This window comes from Pelagimonas sp., assembly GCF_058892305.1.
In genome coordinates, this window is record NZ_JBZXVN010000047.1 from 28765 (window position 1) to 47926 (window position 19162).

General features: G+C 56.6%; 14 protein-coding genes. 5 read left to right on the forward strand and 9 right to left on the reverse strand.

Translation table 11 applies throughout. The annotated features are described in order from the left end of the window. Nucleotides 1-7: 7 nt before the first annotated feature. Complete coding sequence (locus AC5EFR_RS18785; RefSeq protein ID WP_493577272.1) at nucleotides 8-1174, reverse strand: M24 family metallopeptidase; 1167 nt, start codon at nucleotides 1172-1174, stop codon at nucleotides 8-10. Next, nucleotides 1167-2360, reverse strand: coding sequence for a diaminopropionate ammonia-lyase (locus tag AC5EFR_RS18790; protein ID WP_493577273.1), 1194 nt, complete (start codon nucleotides 2358-2360; stop codon nucleotides 1167-1169). Before AC5EFR_RS18790 ends, AC5EFR_RS18785 begins: the two co-directional genes overlap by 8 nt. Nucleotides 2361-2485: 125 nt before the next feature. Here AC5EFR_RS18790 and AC5EFR_RS18795 point away from each other — a divergent pair, with 125 nt between their 5' ends. Further along, complete coding sequence (locus AC5EFR_RS18795; protein ID WP_299923386.1) at nucleotides 2486-2935, forward strand: Lrp/AsnC family transcriptional regulator; 450 nt, start codon at nucleotides 2486-2488, stop codon at nucleotides 2933-2935. Nucleotides 2936-2971: 36 nt separating this feature from the next. Here AC5EFR_RS18795 and AC5EFR_RS18800 read toward each other — a convergent pair whose 3' ends face one another. The 6 genes from AC5EFR_RS18800 to AC5EFR_RS18825 all read right to left on the reverse strand — a co-directional run bounded on the left by AC5EFR_RS18800 (nucleotide 2972) and on the right by AC5EFR_RS18825 (nucleotide 8949). Beyond that, nucleotides 2972-4372: a TRAP transporter large permease gene (locus AC5EFR_RS18800; RefSeq protein WP_299923389.1), complete on the reverse strand. Its 1401-nt coding sequence runs from the start codon at nucleotides 4370-4372 to the stop codon at nucleotides 2972-2974. A gap of 11 nt (nucleotides 4373-4383) precedes the next feature. Then, a complete protein-coding gene (locus AC5EFR_RS18805) occupies nucleotides 4384-5016 on the reverse strand; it encodes a TRAP transporter small permease subunit (protein WP_493577274.1) in 633 nt (210 codons plus the stop codon). A gap of 80 nt (nucleotides 5017-5096) precedes the next feature. Continuing rightward, complete coding sequence (locus tag AC5EFR_RS18810; protein ID WP_493577275.1) at nucleotides 5097-6107, reverse strand: type 2 periplasmic-binding domain-containing protein; 1011 nt, start codon at nucleotides 6105-6107, stop codon at nucleotides 5097-5099. A gap of 376 nt (nucleotides 6108-6483) precedes the next feature. Beyond that, nucleotides 6484-7221 carry an SDR family NAD(P)-dependent oxidoreductase gene (locus AC5EFR_RS18815; RefSeq protein ID WP_493577276.1) on the reverse strand — a complete coding sequence of 246 codons (738 nt, stop codon included), beginning with the start codon at nucleotides 7219-7221 and terminating at the stop codon, nucleotides 6484-6486. Nucleotides 7222-7353: 132 nt separating this feature from the next. Beyond that, nucleotides 7354-8088 carry an SDR family oxidoreductase gene (locus AC5EFR_RS18820; protein WP_493577277.1) on the reverse strand — a complete coding sequence of 245 codons (735 nt, stop codon included), beginning with the start codon at nucleotides 8086-8088 and terminating at the stop codon, nucleotides 7354-7356. A 12-nt stretch (nucleotides 8089-8100) separates the two neighbouring features. After that, entirely contained in the window at nucleotides 8101-8949 is an 849-nt protein-coding gene (locus AC5EFR_RS18825; RefSeq protein WP_493577278.1) for a fumarylacetoacetate hydrolase family protein, read from the reverse strand. A 516-nt stretch (nucleotides 8950-9465) separates the two neighbouring features. Here AC5EFR_RS18825 and AC5EFR_RS18830 point away from each other — a divergent pair. The 3 genes from AC5EFR_RS18830 (at nucleotide 9466) to AC5EFR_RS18840 (ending at nucleotide 15006) form a co-directional block, all read left to right on the forward strand. Then, the gene (locus AC5EFR_RS18830) at nucleotides 9466-10842 is read left to right on the forward strand and encodes an efflux RND transporter periplasmic adaptor subunit (RefSeq protein WP_493577279.1); all 1377 of its coding nucleotides are present in this window, start codon (nucleotides 9466-9468) and stop codon (nucleotides 10840-10842) included. A gap of 1 nt (nucleotide 10843) precedes the next feature. Continuing rightward, nucleotides 10844-13948, forward strand: a complete 3105-nt coding sequence (locus tag AC5EFR_RS18835) for an efflux RND transporter permease subunit (RefSeq protein WP_493577280.1) — start codon at nucleotides 10844-10846, stop codon at nucleotides 13946-13948. A gap of 92 nt (nucleotides 13949-14040) precedes the next feature. Then, entirely contained in the window at nucleotides 14041-15006 is a 966-nt protein-coding gene (locus tag AC5EFR_RS18840) for a LysR family transcriptional regulator (RefSeq protein WP_493577281.1), read from the forward strand. Between the two features lie 3 nt (nucleotides 15007-15009). Here the strand turns inward: AC5EFR_RS18840 and AC5EFR_RS18845 are convergent, their stop codons facing one another. Further along, nucleotides 15010-16536, reverse strand: a complete 1527-nt coding sequence (locus AC5EFR_RS18845) for a trimethylamine methyltransferase family protein (RefSeq protein ID WP_493577282.1) — start codon at nucleotides 16534-16536, stop codon at nucleotides 15010-15012. Nucleotides 16537-16711: 175 nt separating this feature from the next. Between AC5EFR_RS18845 and AC5EFR_RS18850 the strand changes: the two genes are divergently transcribed. Then, nucleotides 16712-19147 carry an FAD-dependent oxidoreductase gene (locus AC5EFR_RS18850; protein ID WP_493577283.1) on the forward strand — a complete coding sequence of 812 codons (2436 nt, stop codon included), beginning with the start codon at nucleotides 16712-16714 and terminating at the stop codon, nucleotides 19145-19147. Nucleotides 19148-19162: the final 15 nt, after the last annotated feature.

The window sequence follows — 19162 nt, forward strand, 5'->3', positions numbered from 1 at the left end:
TGGCCCCTTAGATCACCGGCAATTCTGGCGCGGCCCGCTTTGTCAGCAATTCGGCGCCGGTGGCGCGGATCACAATGTTTTCTTCATGCACCATAATGCGCCCATCGCCATACCCAAGCGAGGGTTCCAGCGTCAGAACCATGTTTTCCTCAATCGCTGTGTCGTCAAACGCCGCATGAGAGGGCCATTCGGTAAGCTGCATGCCCAAGCCATGACCCAAACGGCCCACGTCTCCGCCTTGCTTGTCCATCTCGCGGATCACCTTGCTCATCGTATGAAACAACTCGGAACAGGTCACACCGGGGCGGGCCATTTCCAGCCCGGCTTCGGTGGCGCGCCAGAGCACGTCATAGGCTCGGCGCGACTGATCATCGGCCTGTCCAATGGCAAAATTGCGGTCAAAATCGCAAAAATACCCGTCCCATGTGGCACCGGTGTCCAGCATGACAATATCACCCTTGGCCAAGGGTTTGGCGGTTGGCGGGGAAATCACATCGACATACCCGCCCTGCGCGGCACCACCGACGAGGTACGGTACATCGTCGGCACCCTGAGCAAGCACCTCTTGCCGAAATGCCCGGAACAGATCGTCAAAAGGGACGCCGGGCCGCGCCATATCGGGCATGGCGGCGAAACTGCGAGAGCCGATGGCGCAAATATGGGCGAGCTTTTCAATCTCAGCCTCGGATTTCGCCATCCGCAACCGGCGGATCAGCCCGGTGGCATCAGTTACTGTTAGACCCGGCAACGCCTTGATCAAACGTTCATAATCGCCAAGCGGCATCCGCAATCCGGTTTCATGCCCCTTTAGCACGCCAAGCGTTTTGCCCTTTTGTGCCAAAGGGTGAAGAAGGTCGGTGAGCAGGGTAATGCCATCGTCGGTGGGGGCTGGTGCGCTCCAGGTGCGGATGTCGTCGATCCATGTGCTGCGCATCAACGCCGCGCCAATCTCGGGGATGACCGCGATGGGTTTGCCCGTCGCAGGAACAACGAGAAACCAAGGCCGCGTTGGGCTTTGCCAAAAGAGCGTGTGAAACCCGGTGAAATAGCGTAGTTCGGCCTCGCTCATCAAAAGCATGGCATCCAACCCGTGCGCGCCCATCAGAGTCTGCGCGGCATGCAACCGGCGTTCAAACTCGAAGTCGGAAAATCCACGCGGCGGGGCCTTAGACATGGTCGGCCCCTTGCAGGATTGCGTGGAAGATTTCAGGGTCTGTGACGCCTTCGGAGCCAATTAAAAGCACCCGCGATTTGGCATCCAAGCCTAGCGTTTCCGATAGGATTTCGTCTTGGCGCGCTGCGATCACGGCGGCCAGCCCGGCAACCGCGCTTTCGCCAGCGTTGATAACCGGATCGCCAAAGGCGGGGCGGGCGAGAAGCCGGACGGTTGGGGCAACGATGCTATCGGGGATGACAATGAAATCTGACGCCTCTTCTGCGAGAATGTCCCAAGCCATAGAAGAGGGTTCGCCACAGGAGAGGCCCGCCATGATGGTTTCGTCGTGAATCGCGACGGTGGTGGCCTCGCCCGCCTTGGCGCTTGCAAACAAACAGGCGGCGCGGTCAGGTTCAACGATCACCACGCGCGGGGATTGGTCACCGTAATACTGGCGCAGAGCGGCGGCAACCGAAGCGGCCAATCCCCCGACGCCGCCTTGCAAAAACACATGGGTTGGCGGCGCGGTTAACTCGTCGCAGGTTTCGCGGGTCATCACGCCATACCCCGCCATCACATCGCGCGGTGGCTCGGTATATCCGGGCCATGACGTGTCAGACACCACAAACCAACCGTTGTCCTCGGCCTCTTGTTTTGCCAGATGGACCGAGGCATCGTAGTCGCCCTCAATGCGCACAACATCCGCCCCAAGATCACGCATCGCTGTGGCGCGGCCTTCGCTGACTTCGGCGTGGATATAAATTCGGCACGGAGCCCCAACCCGCTGACAGCCCCAAGCCAATGAGCGGCCATGGTTGCCATCGGTGGCGGACACCAAAGTGATCTTGGCGCAGTCTTCCTTGAAATGGCCCTTGCGGATGTCCTCCAAGGAAACCGCTTGCCCGGTTGCTTTTCCGATTTCGCGCTGGAGCACGCGCATCGCGGCGTAGGACCCGCCAAGCGCCTTGAAACTGCCCAAGCCAAATCGCGGCCCCTCATCTTTGTAGTCGATCCGCGCAACACCCAGCGTGTCGGCCAATCCGGTTAAAGCAACCAACGGAGTTGCGGCATAGCCATCCCAAGCCATGATCTCTTGTTGCGCAGCGGTAAAATCCTCGGGGCTCAAGACTTGATAAGCGGCCTTTGCCGGGGACGGCGATCCGGGCGTGTGTTCAATAGCTGCGGCGGCGAATGTGGCGAACATAAAGGTATCCTAGTGCTGAGTTACCCTAAGTCGTAGCGCAAAAATCTGGCCATGAGACGCCGATTTTCGCCGGATTTGGGAGGAAAAAGATTGCCTAGCGCCGCGTTTGCGATGATTTTCGTCACATGGATGACAAAGACCTCGAGATTTTGAAAATGGTACAGGAAGACGCCCGCCTGACGGCGGATGCGATCAGCCTGCAACTTGGCCTATCGGCACCAGCCGTTCAAAAACGGTTGAAGAAACTTAGGGACAGCGGGGTTATCGACCGGGAAATCGCGGTTCTCAATCCTGCGAAACTGGGGCGTGAGATGACCATCATCGCCGAGGTCATTTTGGAACGCGAAAGCCGCGCGCACCTTGAGGCGTTCAAACGCAAGATGCAAAGCGCGGATTGTGTTCAGCAATGCTATTACACCACCGGCGAGGCGGATTTTCTGTTGATCCTGACGGTGGCGGATATCAAGGAATATGAAGCGTTTACAGAGCGCTATTTCTTTGATGAATCCAATATTAGCCGGTTCAATACCTCGGTCGTTATGGACCGGGTCAAAGTGTCGTTGGACGTTTTGTAAACCGGGGCCGCAGGGATTGCAGCGGCCCCGTTTGGGTTATGCCAAGGACGGCAACCAAAGCACAATGGATGGGAAGGCGATCAGCAAGCCGATGGTCGCGGCATCCGCGAGGAAGAATGGCGTTACGCCTTTGAACACGTCCTGGACACTTAGATCATCGCGCACCCCAGCAACCACAAAACAGTTGAGGCCGATGGGTGGCGTGATCAGGCAAAACTCGGCCATTTTCACCACCAAGATCCCGAACCATATCGCGCACATCGGGCCCGACATGCCGAATGCGCTATCGGCTGCGGCGACGGCTTCGCCACCGTTTAGGGCCATGACCGCCGGGTAGACAACCGGGAGGGTCAAGAGAAGCATCCCGATGGCATCCATGAACATGCCAAGCACGGCGTAGGCGAGCAGGATGCAGATCAAGATCAGCATGGGCGAGTATTCAAGGCCGGTGATCCAGTCGGAAAACGCCGCCGGAAGTTGGGCAAAACCGAGGAAGCGCACATAGATCAACACGCCCCAGATGATGGTGAAAATCATCACGCTTAGCTTGGCGGTTTCGAGAAGGGCGTCTTTGAATTCTGACCAACGCATGCCTTGGTACAGAGCCATGAGGAAGACAACAAAGGCCCCGATTGCGCCACCTTCGGTCGGCGTCCCCCATGCGTCGCCGCCAAACGGGTTGTAGACGAACAGGATGATGGTGAAGACGACGATGACGATGGGCAGCGCCGGGGGGAGTGCCTCAAAACGCTGTTTCCAAGTGAAGCCTTTGACGGGGGGGCCAAAGTCTTTGATGACCAATGCCATGCCGACGATCAACCCGCCATAGATTACGGCGGAAAAGGCACCGGGGATGAAGCCCGCGAGGAGGAGTTTGCCGACGTCCTGTTCGACGATGATCGCATAGATCACGAGGATCGCAGAAGGTGGAATAAGCGAGGCCAAAGTACCGCCCGCCGCAACAACACCGGCGGCAAAGCGTTTGTCATAGCCGATTTTGAGCATTTCGGGGATGGCGATGCGGGCAAAGACCGCCGAAGTGGCAACCGAGGCGCCGGAGACGGCGGCAAACCCCGCCGTTGCAAAGACGGTTGAGACGGCAAGGCCGCCCGGCACCCATGCCAACCAGCGTTTTGCGGCCTCAAACAGGGCTTTGGTGAGACCGGCGTAATAGGCAAGATAGCCGATCAGGATGAAGGTCGGGATCAAGCTCAGCGCTTGCGACGAAATTTTGGAATGCGGCACTTGGCCGGCGGTCTTCACCGCGACGGTTACGGCCTTGCCAAAACGGTCGGGGTCATAGCCAAACTTGGCCCAGAAGATCCAAACGAGGCCAATCAACCCGGCGGCGGCGGCGGCAAAGGCCACGCGCATCCCCAGAACAACCAGCACCAGCATGCCGCCCGATACGATCAGGCCAATATCAATAGGTTCCATGTCAGCTGTCCTTAACTATCGTGGCCCGAGACATGCTCGGCTTCCATCGCGGCTTGGGTGGCGGCGTCGGCCACAAGCGGCACGGCGATGGGTTTGGATTCGTTGAAGAGGATGGCGAGGCCATAGGCCCAGAGCTGCAACATCAGGCGCAGGCACAGCACGCCAAACGCCACCGGAGCGAGCAGTTTGGCAGGCCAAAGCGGCAGGGAAATATCCATCGAACTGTCGCGGCTCCACATGGGGGCCGAGAAGTCAAAGCTCCGGTCGAAATGCGCCCAAGTGCCCCAGACGAGCAGAACCATCACCAAGAGGATCACCGCCGTTGTGACAAATTCGACAATATAGAGGCTGCGCCCCTTGAGCGCGCCAACCAGCATATCCATGCGGATATGACCGCCGTCACGCTGGGCAAAAGAGATGCCCATAAAGGCGATCAACGGCATGGCCTGTTCGATCCAATCGACATAACCGGGGAGAGGGTGATTGATGAGATTGCGCCCACCAACGGAAAACACCGCCATCACCATAAGTGAGAAAACCGCAAGACCACTGACAAGGGCGAGCACGCTTTCAACACGATACAGAGACTGATCAAGCTTGCTTAACTGGCTGTCATCGGACAGCACTAGGGAAGACCCGGCCATGGCTGGTTCTCCTGCATTTGAGATTTCGGGGAGTTAGAAAGCTGCGCCCCTAGGTGGGCTAGGGACGCAGGGGGGCAGGCTTATTTGGCCTCGGCGATCATGCCGGTGACCAGATCATAGAGTTCTTGCGCAGGCAGACCGCGTGCGGTGTTGTCTTCGATCCAAGCCGCGGCGGCAGGGGCCGCAGCCGCGTCTTTGAAGGCGGCCAGTTCTTCATCGGTGAAGGTCACGGAGGTGATGCCGCGCTCTTCCAAAGCTGGGCCCCAAGCGTCCATGGTCTTGGTTTCATAGGACGAAATGTAGTGATCCAAGGCTTCGTCAACGGACCCAAGCAGGGCGTCGCGATGTTCGTCCGACAGATCGGCCAGCGCGTCATTGTTGACCACAACCGGGCAATTCACGGTGCCGGGATTAAGGTTGGTTGTCCACCAAGTGCCGTTTTCGATGGTGCCAAAGGACATGTGGGCGTGCGGCGCAAAGCTCACCGCCTTGACGATGCCGCTATCCATGGCTTGACGCACTTCAGACGCCGACATGGATGTTGGGACGGCGCCGATGGTTTCCATGGCGGCACCGATACCGCCGGTGGCACGTACGCTTAGACCGGTGAAATCCGCCAAGGTTGCAGGCGCGTCGCCGACACCAACAAGGTTATACTGCGGCAGGGGTGATGGCATCAAAAGGGTGGCTTCCCAGCGGCCCAGATCTTCGATGACGGCGGGGTGTTGATACACGGCCATCGACAGATCGACCTCTTGGCGCAGCGATGTCACGCCGAGGAAAGGCAATTCGAGAACGGTGATCGATGGGTTCTTGTCGCGGTGATAACCGGCACAGAACTGAGCCATTTCGAACGCACCAATAGAGATGCCATCAAGGTTCTCTTTGTTCTTGGACAGACCGCCATAAGAGATGTTCAGCGTGAACTCACCATTGGTCTTTTCGTTGACCAGCTCGGCCAGCTTTTCGACGTGTTCGGTGAACGCGCGGCGTTTGCCCCACAGGGACACGTTCCATTCTGTGGCCATGGCTTCGGTGGCAAAGGCAAGGGTCAGGGCGGCGACGGCCGTCCGAGTCATTAGGGTGCGCATGTGTGGCTCCTCCCAGATACATACGTTGATGATGGGCCAGAACATCGCGTAAGTGCACGGCCTTGCCTATGAAGGAAATTGCCAGCGAAATAGTCTCTGTCCTGCGGAAATCCGCAACGCGCGCCACTGACCAGATATCAACGGCCCTTGGGCGCGCCCACCAGGTTGGTCAAGCGTGGCTCCGGTTGAAAACATCACCCCCTTGGTCACCGCGGAGCAGACAGTTTTAACGCCAATACCGGTCAACGATGTGGTGACCCACGCGATCCGTTTAGGTTTGCCAGACAGGCGATCCCGTCTGTCTGTTCCGATCTTGCCATCGCGCTCGGTTCGAGGGTGGTCTTCGTCAGATATTATCGTGTTTTTGGGGGGCGGATCATGTCCATCCGCCATCAATCGTGAACTCCTGTCCGGTACACATCCGGCTGTCATCGGCCGCCAAAAACAACACCAGTGCCGCCGCGTCTTGGGGTTGGATTTCACCCCGAAGCGGTTGGTTGGTGGCCAGCATTTTGGCCCCTTCCTCGCTCCAGTGTTCTTGTTTCTGGCGTTCGGTCATCACCCATCCGGGCAGCACTGTGTTGATCCGGACACCATGTGCGCCCAGCTCAGTGACAAAAGATTTTGTTATCCCATGAATGGCGGATTTGGCGGTGGTGTAGCCCGGCAAGGAGCCAAATTTGACCTTCCACGAAATCGACCCGAAATTGATGATGCTCCCCTGTCCACGGGCCATCATGCCATCCGCCACCGCTTGAATGGCAAAAAACGCCGGTCGTAGATTGACGGCCAAGGTCGCATCCCAGCTGTCTTGGGTGACCATCCGCCAATCGTGGCGGGTGTCGTTGGCGACATTGTTGACCAAAACATCAACGGTGCCAAAGTCGGCAATCGCTGATTTGAGCGCGGCGGTATCCGTTACATCAACTTGGTGAAACTCTGCGCCGGTTGTTTGGGCAACATCGGTGCCTTCGCGCTCGGCTATGTCCACAAAACCAACGAGAGCCCCCTGTTGCACAAAGGCGCGCACCACGGCGGCTCCGATTCCGGTGGCCCCGCCGGTGACAAAAACCCGTTTGCCCGCAAGGCTAGGAAAGGTTGCAAAATCTGTCATGTGTCATCACGTTCCGAAATGTGTTTGCGATCCGGGTCAAAGTCGCAGGTTATTGACAGGTGCGTTTTGTCAGCGTGAAATCTGACAATAAACTCCACAATCCTATGCGATGGATCTTCGGCTTGACCCGTCTCAAATCATAATGCCGCCATCAATTGCCAAGGCTTGGCCGGTGATCAGCTTGCTTTCATCGCTGGCCAAATAGGCGCAAAGGCCGGCAATCTCCTCGGGTGTGCCAAGCCGCCCACTGGGTTGGCGGTCCAAAAAGAACGCTTCTGCTTTGTCGCGGCTTCCTAGCGTTTCGGCAAGTTCGTCCATGCGGGCTTGCAAGCTTGGGCTATCGACGGTGCCCGGACATACCGCATTGGCGCGGATGCCATTTTGCAAATAGTCCGCCGCCACCGCTTTGGTAAGCCCAATCACCCCGCCCTTGGCGGCGCTATAGGCGGCACGACGTGGGAAACCTTTGATCGAACTGGCGACCGACGCAATTGTGATCACACTGCCGCCATGGGTTTTCATCTGTGGAATGCCCGAGGCCAAGACGTAATAGGCGCTATCGAGACTGATCGACAGCGACCGGCGCCAATCCTCCGGGCCGCATTCCTCGATCGTGCCTTGGTGCACATAGCCGACGCAATGCGCCAGAATATCAATGCGTGGAATTCTGGCGAAATAGGCGGCAACCGCCTCGGCGTCCGTTGCGTCGATATCTGCAGTGTCGCAAGCCAACCCCTTTAGAAGGTCCGGGGACAGATCGCTGGCAAACACCGTTGCCCCATCCGCAACAAGACGCTCTGCAATGGCGCGGCCAATCCCTTGCCCTGCGGCGGTCACAACCGCGATTTTACCAGTCAGATCTGCCATTTCATGCGTCCTTTAAAGTGCGACAACTGTCTGGGTTTGCTCACCTAGTCCATCAATGCCAAGGGTCACCTTGTCGCCGATCTTGAGCCATTGCTGAGGGTCCATCCCCGCCCCAACACCCGGAGGTGTCCCGGTGCAGATCAGATCGCCAGGCTCAAGCCGGGTGAATTCAGACATGTAGCTCACAATGGTTGCTACATCGAAGATCATCGTGCCGGTGTTTCCGGTTTGCTTGCGCTCGCCATTTACATCAAGCCACATGCCCAAGGCTTGCACATCGGCGATCTCGTCCGGGGTCACCAAAGCCGGACCCGTCGGGCAAAAATTGGGAAAGCTTTTGCCTTTGACCCACTGGCCAGAGCGCTCAAGCTGCCACGCGCGTTCGCTGAGATCATTGACAAGGGTAAACCCGGCGACATGGTCCATCGCGTCGTCTTTGGTGATGTTCAGAGCGGGTTTTCCGATCACAATACCAAGCTCAACTTCCCAATCCAGCTTGGTCATTTTAGGGCTATAGAGAATGTCATCATTGGCCCCGCAATAGGTTGCGGTGGATTTGTTGAACAAGATCGGTTCAGCGGGAATGTCCATGCCCGCCTCGGCGGCGTGGTCAGAATAGTTCAACCCAACACACCAGATGTTAAAGGGTTGCGCGACCGGCGGGGCCAAACGTTTGTCCGCCACATCCGCGACCGGCAGCGAAGTTGGATCGGTTGCCTTTAGTGTTTCTAAAAGCTCGGCCGACAAGGTCCGTGGTCCGAAATCTGCAACAATCGACGACGCGTCGCGGGGCGTTCCATCTGCGTCCAAAATGCAAGGGATTTTGGACCCCCATCGGTCCCCATATCGCGCTAATCTCATAACATTTCCTTTTGTTTGACGCCTCACTGGATGTTCATTTTCGGTGCGCCAGCACCAACGGCAACGCGCCGCGAAACATCCCTAGTGCGCTGACATTCGAGGCATTTGACCATAGGTTCGGATCGGTTGAAAGAGCTAACCTTGAGGGGTTGATCCTCCCAACCCGTTGCAAGATGGCGGATCAAGACGTCTTGGGTGCGACCCTGATCGGGGCCTAGCAACGCGTCCTAATTGCGGGCCTGCGTGGTGTGGCATGGGGCGACACTATCGCCAACTTTAGTGACCTGCTCGACCTTGATCGGTAACACGTCGAAATCATCCCGTTGCAGGAAGAGGTTGACTGGTTTTTCTCGGGCAAGTCGGGAACAGCTTGCGTTGCGGATTTTGTTCGAACCTAGCTTGGGGTCTGTTGACCCAAGGTTCTGTCGCGAAACTCGCTAATTATTTCGACGGAACTCTTGTTGAGATACGTTGAAGCCGTGGTAACCCGGCTTTTGCCCCTTTTTCACATCAGCCATGTCTACATCAGAACGTGAGCACATCATGACCCTTCGCGCCTTGCTTTTTATTCCCCCTGTTGCCGCCGGAATCGCGGGGTTCATTTGGATGACAAACCGTCCCGCCCCTGAGATCGAGGCGTTGCCAGAGACGGCAGTTGTGGTGCGGGTTCAAACGGTAGAACCGCGTCAAATGTCGAGCACCGCCATTGGTTTTGGCCGGGTTGAGGCAGGACAAAGCTGGTCGGCGATATCTGAAATCCAAGGGCGCGTCGTCGAAGAGCCAGACGGGTTGGATATTGGAAGCATTGTCGAGCAAGGTCAAAACCTGATTGCCATTGATCGCACCGACTATGAGCTGTCGCGTCAAAAATCGCAGGCCAATATTGAAAATGTTACGGCCCAATTGGCGGAGTTGGCGCGACAAGAGGAAAACTCAATTTCTTTGCGCGCGTTTGAAACGCGGATCTTGGCGGTGGCGCAGGCCGAATATGAGCGTGTTCAGGCCTTGTTGGAGCGCGGAACAGGAACGCAAGCAGCGGTGGATACCGCTCAAAAGGCCCTTCTAGCGCAAGAAACATCGCTCGCGAGCCTCAACAACACGCTGGCCCTGTATCCGGCACAGCGCGCGTCGCTAGAGGCCACATTGGCGGTTCGGCAAGCGGAGTTGAAAGAGGTAGAACGCTCGCTTGAAAAGACCAAAATCGTTGCGCCATTTCGCGGGCGGGTGGCCGACATCAACGCCGAAATCGGTCAGTTCGTTCGCACGGGCGATAACCTGATCACCTTGGAAAGCACCGAAACCGCCGAAGTGGTCGCCGAGTTCCAACCACGCGCCTTTGCCAGCCTGATGTTTGGTGGACCGCAAGCGGTCTTTTTGCCGGGGCAGGTGGTTGAAACTAGTCAATTTACATCGCTGATGAAGACAATGGGGATCACCGCACGAGTCACGTTGAATAGCGCCGAAATCACCGCTGACTGGCCGGCCGAGATCGTCCGTTTGCGCGGCACCATGGACGCCGAAACCGGCGCGATGGGAATTGTTGTTGAGGTCACAGAGCCGCTGAAACTCACGCCGGGCCTTGCCCGTCCGCCGTTGCATTCGGGAACGTTTGTTAGCGTGGTTTTGACCGCCGAGCCGCAAGGTAAGGTGATCGCCATCCCACGCCATGCCGTACATTTGGCCGATGATGGTCATCCATTTGTTTATCTCGCCAATGATGCAAGCCGTCTCGAAATCCGCGACATTGAAACCGGGCAAGTGATTGGCGGGGACATCTTGGTTCGAAAGGGGTTGAACGGGTCAGAGACGTTGATTTTGGGAAGCCCGCGCCCACCGGTTCCGGGTCTCAAGCTGACCTTGGTCGACACCTCGCCGCACAAGCAGGACAAGTAATATGATCAATTACTTTGTCCGGCACCCGGTCGCCGCCAACCTTTTGATGGTGATCATTTGCATTCTTGGGGCCGTTGTTATCAACACGATTGAGCGGGAAACATTTCCCGAATTCACGGCTTCAAAAGTTGGGGTCACGGTTGTTTACTCAGGTGCCTCTGCACGCGACGTTGATGAGGACATATGTACCCCGTTAGAAGACGCCCTAACCGGTATTGCCAATCTTGAGGAACAATCCTGCCTGTCGATGGATGGCCGTGCCGCAGTCACCGCTGAACTGGCGGAAGGCGAAGATATCATTCAGTTCTTCAATGACGTATTTGCCGCAGTGTCTGGGGTCAATGACCTCCCGGTTGATGCCGAAACGCCAATTGTCGAAATTCAAGCCCGCACCGATTTGGTTGCAATGGTGGCGGTGTCCGGGATCACCGGTAAACAGGGGCTCGGCGAATACAGTGATCAGCTTGCCGATCGTTTGTTGGCCCTCGACGGCGTCGCGCAGACCAGCGTATCGGGGATCACCGACCGGGAATTGCAGGTCGTGTTCGATCAGGCCGCCCTATATAGATTTGGCCTTTCTTCCAGCGACATCATTGATGCCATTCAGGCCCGCAGCCTTGCGCAACCTTTGGGGACCGCCGACCTTGCCGACAAAAGCGTGGTGTTGCGCTATGCCGATACCCGCCGATCCGTCGCCGAATTGCAGGACTTGATCGTTCTGGAAGATGACTCTGGCGGGTTTGTCCGTCTGGGTGATCTTGCCGACATCACAATGCAAGACACAGACGCAAATATCGAAGCCTTTATCAATGGAAATCAGGCGGCAATCATCTCGGTCTCCAAGGCCAAGGATGCGGATAGCATCCGAGTGTTCGAACAAGTCAGCAAAGTTCTAGAGGCCGAACGCGCCGCCTATCCCGCCCCGTTCAACCTCGAAGTCACCAACAACATGACCGAAGTGGTTGAGGAACGGCTTCGGCTGATCCTTACAAACATCGGAATTGGCTTGGTTTTGGTCTTTGCGACCATGTGGTTGTTCTTTTCTCTGCGCGAAGCTTTGTGGATTTCCGCGGCGCTTCCTGTGTCGTTTTTGGGGACCCTGTTTATGATGAGTGTGCTTGGCATCACCATCAACATGATCACTCTTGTTGCCTTGTTGATGGCGGTGGGTTTGATCATGGATGACAGCATTGTCATCGCCGAAAACATCGATAAATGGCGCCACCGGGTTGGCCCGATCGAGGCCGCAGCCCGCGGCACGGCCGAGGTCATGCCGGGTGTTGTGTCATCCTTTTTGACAACGGCAAGTGTGTTTGGGCCATTGATGTTCTTGACCGGGCAAATGGGTCAGGTTCTCAAATACATCCCATTTGTGCTTTTGATCACCTTGGCGCTGTCCCTAATCGAAGGGTTTTTGATCCTCCCCCATCACCTGAGTCACTCCGGAGGGTCGGTCGAGGATCACGACAACCGTTTTGCGGTGCGATGGATGGAGCGGTTCAAAGAGAGCATCGTCTTGCCGATTGCCACCCGGTTGGTGGCCGTGCGCTATTTGACCGTTGGCTCGGTTGTGGCGGTATTGATTTTGTCCATCGGGTTGATGGCGTCAGGCACCGTCAAATTGATCGGCTTCCCGGCGACCGAAGGGGATACCATCACCGCGCGCTTTTCTCTTACGTCGGGCATTTCGCGCGATCGCACCATTGAAACCGTTGATCAATTGTTGGCCGGACTCGCTGTTGTCGATACGGAATACAGCAAAAACACCGTAGATCAGGCCCCGTTGGTTGAACGCGCCTTGGTGCAATATGCGGTGAATAGTGATGTTTACGACAATGGCTCAAACACCGCGACGATCACCGTGGACCTTTTGGAAAGCTCCAAACGCAATGTCGCGGCTGATGAGGTTTTGAAGGCGTGGCGCGAAGCGGCGGGCCCGATCCCTGATTTGATACAATCGTCCTTTACTCAATCCGAAATGGGTCCGGGCGGCTATGATTTGGATGTTGAGCTTACCGGTTATGATTTGGACGAACTGGAATCTGCGTCAAACGCAATGCTGGCGGCATTGTTGTCACGGCCCGATGTGGTTGAGGCGTCGCAAGACTTTTATGGCGGGCGCCAAGAGGTTCAATTGACCCTCAATGAATATGGCTATTCGATTGGCCTCACGCCCCAACGACTGGCCGGTCAAATTCGAAGTGCCTTTGAAGGGGCTAAAACCGACAGTTTCCGCTCGGCTCAATCCAACATGGCGGTTCGGGTGAAACTTGATGATGCTATTGAAAACCTGACGGAAATCGAGCTGTTCCCCGTCACCGTTGGCGATGGGAAACAAGTCGCTTTGGCCTCGGTCACCAATATGGTGCTTGCAGGCGGCTATCCAACAATCACGCGCAAAAATGGTCAGGCCTTGGCGCGCATTCGCGGGCAAATCGACAACGCAGTTGTCACGTCGGCCCAGATTTCGGCGGTTGTAACCAACGATATCGCGCCCCAATTGGCACTAGACTATCCCGGTGTCACCGTCGGGATTAGTGGCGCGACGCAAGAACAGAATGAATCCCAATCTTCGCTTGGCTCACTTTTGCTGTTGGGGCTTGTAGGGGTCTATATGGTTCTGGCATTTCAATTCCGATCCTACACCCTTCCTATTGTTGTGATGCTCTCGATTCCCTTTGCTTTGATTGGTACGATCTTGGGTCATTGGGCACTTGGGGTTGATATGTCGATGCCAAGCTTGATCGGTTTTGCGTCTCTGGCTGGGATTGTGGTGAACAACGCTATTTTGTTCCTGACCTTCTTCCAAACCCATTTGAAAGGCGATGACTATGTTGCTGCGTCATTGGATGCGGTGCGTGCGCGGTTCCGCCCGATCTTGTTGTCAACCTCAACCACCTTTGCCGGGTTGGTGCCGTTGATCCTTGATACAAGCCCACAGGTTCAAACCATGGTTCCGATGGTGATTTCGGTCGCATTTGGGCTTTTGGCGTCTATGCTATTGGTGTTGCTGGTGTTCCCGTCGCTCATGTCGATCTATTTCGACATCTTCAGCCTGCGCAAATGGGTTGGGCAGTTTGATGCAACCGACCGCGAAACCCTGTAAATCCAAACCCGCGCGGTCATCGACCGTGAATGCGCGGGGGGTGGTGTCGATTTGACTGTTTTTTGATCGGGTTTCAGCGTCTAAATACCCCTATGGCCGACACAATCCCTTCGCTCAAATGGTTCACAACCTTTCGCACGCTGGCGCAATCCGGTTCGGTTCAAATGGCGGCGACGCAAACGCGGCAATCGGACAGTACGGTGTCACACCACCTTCAATGTTTGGAAAAGCATCTAGGAACCGCTTTGTTTGATCATTCCTGCCGTCCCATGCAGTTGACGGCGCAGGGTGCAGTTTACTTGCGCTATGTCGATGAGGTTCTGTCATTGCTTGATCAGGCGCGAAGTGACGTGTCCGGAACATCCCCGCATCATTTGCATAGCCTGCGGTTTGCGATGATCGAAGATTTCGAAAGTGATATTGGCCCGGAAATCACCCGCTTACTAGCAAGCGCCCTACCCAATTGCCGGTTCACCCATTACACGCGGATGAGTCACGAAATTCTTGATCTGTTGCGCAATCGGGATGTCGACATCGGCATCGCGACCCAGCCGCAAACACCTATGGCCAATCTAATCGAAACGCCACTTTTGCGGGATCCTTTTGTCTTGGCCGTGCCTGCACGTAGCACGCATAGCGCCGAAGAGTTTGTGCAAGGGCAAAGCGGCCTGCCCTTTCTGCGTTATATGTCGAGCCAGATCATGGGAAGCATGATCGAAGCGCAACTGTCGCGGTTGCGGATCAAGCTCGACAATACCCATGAGTTGGATAGCACGTCGTCAATCATGGCGCTTGTGGCGCAAAACGGCGGCTGGGCGATCACCACGCCAAGCACCTATGCCCGCAGTCAACGGTTCCAGAGCCAGATCAAGCTTTTGCCTTTCCCGCGCAAAGGCTTTGCTCGTCGGATTTCGATGTTTGTCGGCGACCCGGATATGAGCGATCTTGCCCTAACCATTCTCATAGCCCTGCGCAGCCAGCTTTCGACGCATAGCATCGGTCCAACACATACAGCCTACCCTTGGCTCCGGGAAAGCTATCGGTTGATAACCGACTGATGTTTAATCAAGAATATTGAACGCCGCCCGGATGTCTTTGTCCTGTTGTGGGGTTAAATAATTGGGGTGATGGTTTTCTAGGATGGTGCGGGCGCGGGTTTTGGCGCGGGTCCACGCATCCTGCGCCCCGCCGTCCTCCCATGTTTTCGGTTGGTCACGATCGGCAAGTTTAGGATAGTGATAATCCCGTTCCATCGCCTGATAGGTCGCATCAGCTCCGAGAAAATGCCCTTCGCCCAGAACCGAGGCGCAGATGGTTTCATACCCCAGCGTATCTTCGCTTACCTCGACCCCGCGCAAGGCGCGGTAGGTCATGGCGTGCATGTCATCATCAAGAATAAAGGCCTCAAAACTGGCTCCCAAAAGCGAGGCCGTCATGCCCGAGCTTTCATAGATCAGATTGCCCCCGGCGAGGGCGGCGGCAAGGCTGGTCATGCCTTTTTCAACGCCGTATTGCGCATCTATCGCCTTGGCATCGGTCATAGAACAGGCCACCCCAGACGGCAGGCCGAGCCAGTTCGACAATTGCGCCGAGGCCGCATTCAGAACGGTGGTTTCACCGCCGCCCCCGGCAAAGGCCCCGCTGCGCAGGTCAATCACCAACGGCCAATTGGAAAACACCATCGGAAAGCCCGGCGCGATCACATTGACCATCACCAGACTGGCCAGCGTCTCGGCCAAGGATTGAGCCAAGAACCCGGCCAGTGTGGCGGGCGCCGTTGCACCGGCCTGCGCCGCTGTGATGCAAGACATCGGGATATTGTGTTCGATGCATTTATAGACCACCTCAACCGCGTCCTCGCCAAACCGCAGGGGTGAGATCACCGGGCTGATGTGGGCCTTGCAAAACGGTCGCTTGGCAAACCCCCCTTCCCCGCCCGCGGCGATATCAAACATCCGGACAATCGGATCGACATGCCCGGCTACGGTAAAGGCGGTGGCGACGGGTTTTGTGGTGTTGCGCAGCAAAGCGTAGGCGGTGTTGACGTCAAGATCGAACATGTCCGGCACATCTGTTGCAATGCAACAGCGCGTAAACCACGCGACATTGTCCAAGGTATCCTGAAGCCGGGTGAAATTATGTAGATCCTGCAAGGTTGAGGGACGATAACGCCCCGTGTCCAAATCGAGGGTGGTCACGGCGGCTCCGCCGGTACCGAAATATACACGGTCGCCGCCAACACGGATGTCACGCGCCGGATCACGCCCATATAGGGTGAATTCCTTGGCCGATGTGCTGATGGCCTCTTGCACCATTGTCTCGGGCAATCCGATCCGACCATTTCCCCGATCCTGCGCCCCTGCTTTTAGCAAGTCTTGCGCCAAACGCTCTGGAACTTCGCCCATGCCCAGCTCTGCCAACAACCGCAACGCTGTGTCAAAGATCGCCTGCATTTCTGTGGGATTTAATGGCGCATAGGCCCCGCCGATCTGTCCCGGCGCGGCTGGATTAACCTTTGGCGGTGCAGCGCGGGCTTGCAGCCGTGCTTGTCTCCCGGCGCGCCGGGTCTTGGGGGGCGGTGCGGTCATGAACCCTCGCATGTTACATAAGTTTAGGAGAACCTGCTTGCGCGGTTCCCGCAATCCTACCGTACCATTTCCGAATTTTCCGTCCTGCCTTTCCAAATTTTTAGGAAAAGTGGGTTGTTGTTGACGGGGCCACTCTTGTTTCGCTCTGGTGTTTTCAAACGCGAAAGGGGTGATCATGAAATCGCAGACCAAGGTTGTTGTTATCGGCGGTGGCATTGCCGGGTGTTCGACCCTGTACCACCTGACCCAAGAAGGCTGGAGCGACGTCGTTCTCTTGGAACGCAATGAGCTGACCTCAGGCACCACATGGCATTCTGCGGCTCAGGTGACCAATTTCGGCATGAACCAGACAATGGTTGGCCTGAAAACCCATTCCATCAATCTTTACAAAGAGCTTCGTGACGACCCGGATTATCCGGTGAGCTATAATCATGGTGACGGCGGCATCCGGCTTGCCAACACCGAGGCACAGATGGAAGGCTATCGGCACTTTGCGTCGATGGCGCGGGGCATGGGGGTTGAGTTCGAAGTCATCGACGCCGCCGAATGTGCCCGTCGCCATCCGCTGATTTCAACCGACAACCTGCTTGGCGGGTTGTGGGATGGCAATGACGGCGACATTGACCCGGCGAGCCTGTGTCAGGCCTTGGCTCGCCGCGCGCGCAAAGCCGGGGCCGAGGTCTATCGCAACACCCCCGTGACTGGCCTCACACAGCACAAAGACGACAGTTGGACCGTGCATACCGATCAGGGCGACATCAGCTGTGAGATTGTCGTGAACGCCTGTGGGTACCGGGTCAACGAGGTCGGCGCGATGATGGGCGTGCATCACCCAGTCATGTCGATGGAGCATCAGTATTTCGTCACCGAAGACATCCCGGCCATTCGGGATGCGGGCCATCGGATGCCGCTTTTGCGCTGTCCAATTAGCGACTATTACAGCCGTCAGGAAAAGAATGGCTTGTTGGTTGGGTTCTACGAACAGGATTGCAAAACATGGGGCATGGACGGGATCGACCCGCATTTCGTCAACGCCCTGTGCCCCGACGATCTTGATCGGATCACCGACGTGTTGGAGGGCGCATTTGAACGTATGCCCGCCCTAACCGAGGTTGGCATCACCACCATCGTCAACGGGCCAATCACCTATACGATTGATGGTGCCCCGCTTGTTGGCCCCATCCCCGGCAAACGCAATGCTTTTTGCATCATCGGGCTGCGCGCTGGCTTGGGTGAAGGCGGCGGGCATGGCTGGATGCTGGCGCAGCAGATTGTCCATGGCGAGGCTTGCTATGACACTTGGTGCATTGATCCACGCCGATTTGCGGGTCACACCAATGTGGAACTGACGGCGTTGAAAGCGATTGAAGACTACCAAAACGAGTTCCGCTTTCATTTCCCAAATGAACACCGCCCCGCCGGTCGCATGGCGAAAACCACGCCGCTTACCCCGGTTTTGGCCGCCGAAGGGGCCGAATTCACGGTGGTCAATGGCTGGGAACGGGCCGAGTTTTTCAAACCTTCGGATGATTTCCACGTCACCCACAGCTTTCGCTTTGACGAAAGCCATGCCTATGTTGGGGCCGAAGTCGATGCGGTGCAAAACGCCGTGGGCCTATGCGAGGTCAACGGGTTCAATCGGTTTGAGCTAACCGGAGCTGATGCCCCTGCCTTTCTTGATCGAATGATTTGTGGTCGTTTGCCGCGCAAGCCCGGGCGCGTTGGTCTGACCTATCTGCTCAATCACCACGGCATGGTCAAAACCGAGGCGACTTTGGCCAATATTCCCGCCTCTGATCGGGGACCGGATCGGATTTGGTATGGGTCTGCTGCGGCGGCCGAGCTCCATGATATGGATTGGTTGCAAGCGCATCTCAACCCCGAGGAAGATGTGCAAATCCGTTCGCTCACCAATGATCAAACTATTTTGGTTCTAGCCGGTCCAAAGGCCCGCGATGTCATGCAACAGGTCAGCCGTGAGGATTGGTCTGCCAAAGGTTTCCCTTGGCTGTCTGTGCGGGAATGTTTTATCGGAATTGCGCCCGCGACGGTAATGGCGGTGAGTTTTTCGGGTGAATTGGCCTATGAAATCCACATCCCCAATGCGTCGCTCTATTCCGCACATCTTTCCCTGCGCGCGGCGGGCAAAGCCCATGGGCTGAAGCTCTTTGGCGGGCTTGCGGTTGACTCGATGCGGATGGAAAAGGGGTATCTACATTGGAAGGCCGATATCCTAACCGAATTTGACCCGTTCGAAACCGATCTGAGCCGGTTTGTGATCATGGACAAGCCAGATTTCATTGGCAAAGAGGCCCTTGTCGCGCGGCAATCAGACGGCCCGCGCAAACGCCTTGTCACTCTACGTGTTGATAGCGACGACACGCCGGCCCATGGCGGGGCCTCGGTCATGCGCGGCGACACGATTGTTGGCACGGTGACCTCAGGTGCCTTTGGGCACAGGACACAGACCAACCTGGCCTATGCCTTTGTTGATCCTGATCTGGCCGAGATCGGAACCGACCTTCATATTGATATGTTGGGGCAAATCGTGGCGGCGCAAGTTGTTCCTAAGGCCCAATATGACCCGGATATGAGCCGAGTACGCAGCTAAACCGTCACCGGCGTT

Bases quoted from the DNA above. Each gene is read 5' to 3' on its own strand.
- AC5EFR_RS18785 (WP_493577272.1), bottom strand. From the start codon at position 1,174: ATGTCTAAGGCCCCGCCGCGTGGATTTTCCGACTTCGAGTTTGAACGC.
- AC5EFR_RS18790 (WP_493577273.1), bottom strand. From the start codon at position 2,360: ATGTTCGCCACATTCGCCGCCGCAGCTATTGAACACACGCCCGGATCG.
- AC5EFR_RS18795 (WP_299923386.1), top strand. From the start codon at position 2,486: ATGGATGACAAAGACCTCGAGATTTTGAAAATGGTACAGGAAGACGCC.
- AC5EFR_RS18800 (WP_299923389.1), bottom strand. From the start codon at position 4,372: ATGGAACCTATTGATATTGGCCTGATCGTATCGGGCGGCATGCTGGTG.
- AC5EFR_RS18805 (WP_493577274.1), bottom strand. From the start codon at position 5,016: ATGGCCGGGTCTTCCCTAGTGCTGTCCGATGACAGCCAGTTAAGCAAG.
- AC5EFR_RS18810 (WP_493577275.1), bottom strand. From the start codon at position 6,107: ATGCGCACCCTAATGACTCGGACGGCCGTCGCCGCCCTGACCCTTGCC.
- AC5EFR_RS18815 (WP_493577276.1), bottom strand. From the start codon at position 7,221: ATGACAGATTTTGCAACCTTTCCTAGCCTTGCGGGCAAACGGGTTTTT.
- AC5EFR_RS18820 (WP_493577277.1), bottom strand. From the start codon at position 8,088: ATGGCAGATCTGACTGGTAAAATCGCGGTTGTGACCGCCGCAGGGCAA.
- AC5EFR_RS18825 (WP_493577278.1), bottom strand. From the start codon at position 8,949: ATGAGATTAGCGCGATATGGGGACCGATGGGGGTCCAAAATCCCTTGC.
- AC5EFR_RS18830 (WP_493577279.1), top strand. From the start codon at position 9,466: ATGTCTACATCAGAACGTGAGCACATCATGACCCTTCGCGCCTTGCTT.
- AC5EFR_RS18835 (WP_493577280.1), top strand. From the start codon at position 10,844: ATGATCAATTACTTTGTCCGGCACCCGGTCGCCGCCAACCTTTTGATG.
- AC5EFR_RS18840 (WP_493577281.1), top strand. From the start codon at position 14,041: ATGGCCGACACAATCCCTTCGCTCAAATGGTTCACAACCTTTCGCACG.
- AC5EFR_RS18845 (WP_493577282.1), bottom strand. From the start codon at position 16,536: ATGACCGCACCGCCCCCCAAGACCCGGCGCGCCGGGAGACAAGCACGG.
- AC5EFR_RS18850 (WP_493577283.1), top strand. From the start codon at position 16,712: ATGAAATCGCAGACCAAGGTTGTTGTTATCGGCGGTGGCATTGCCGGG.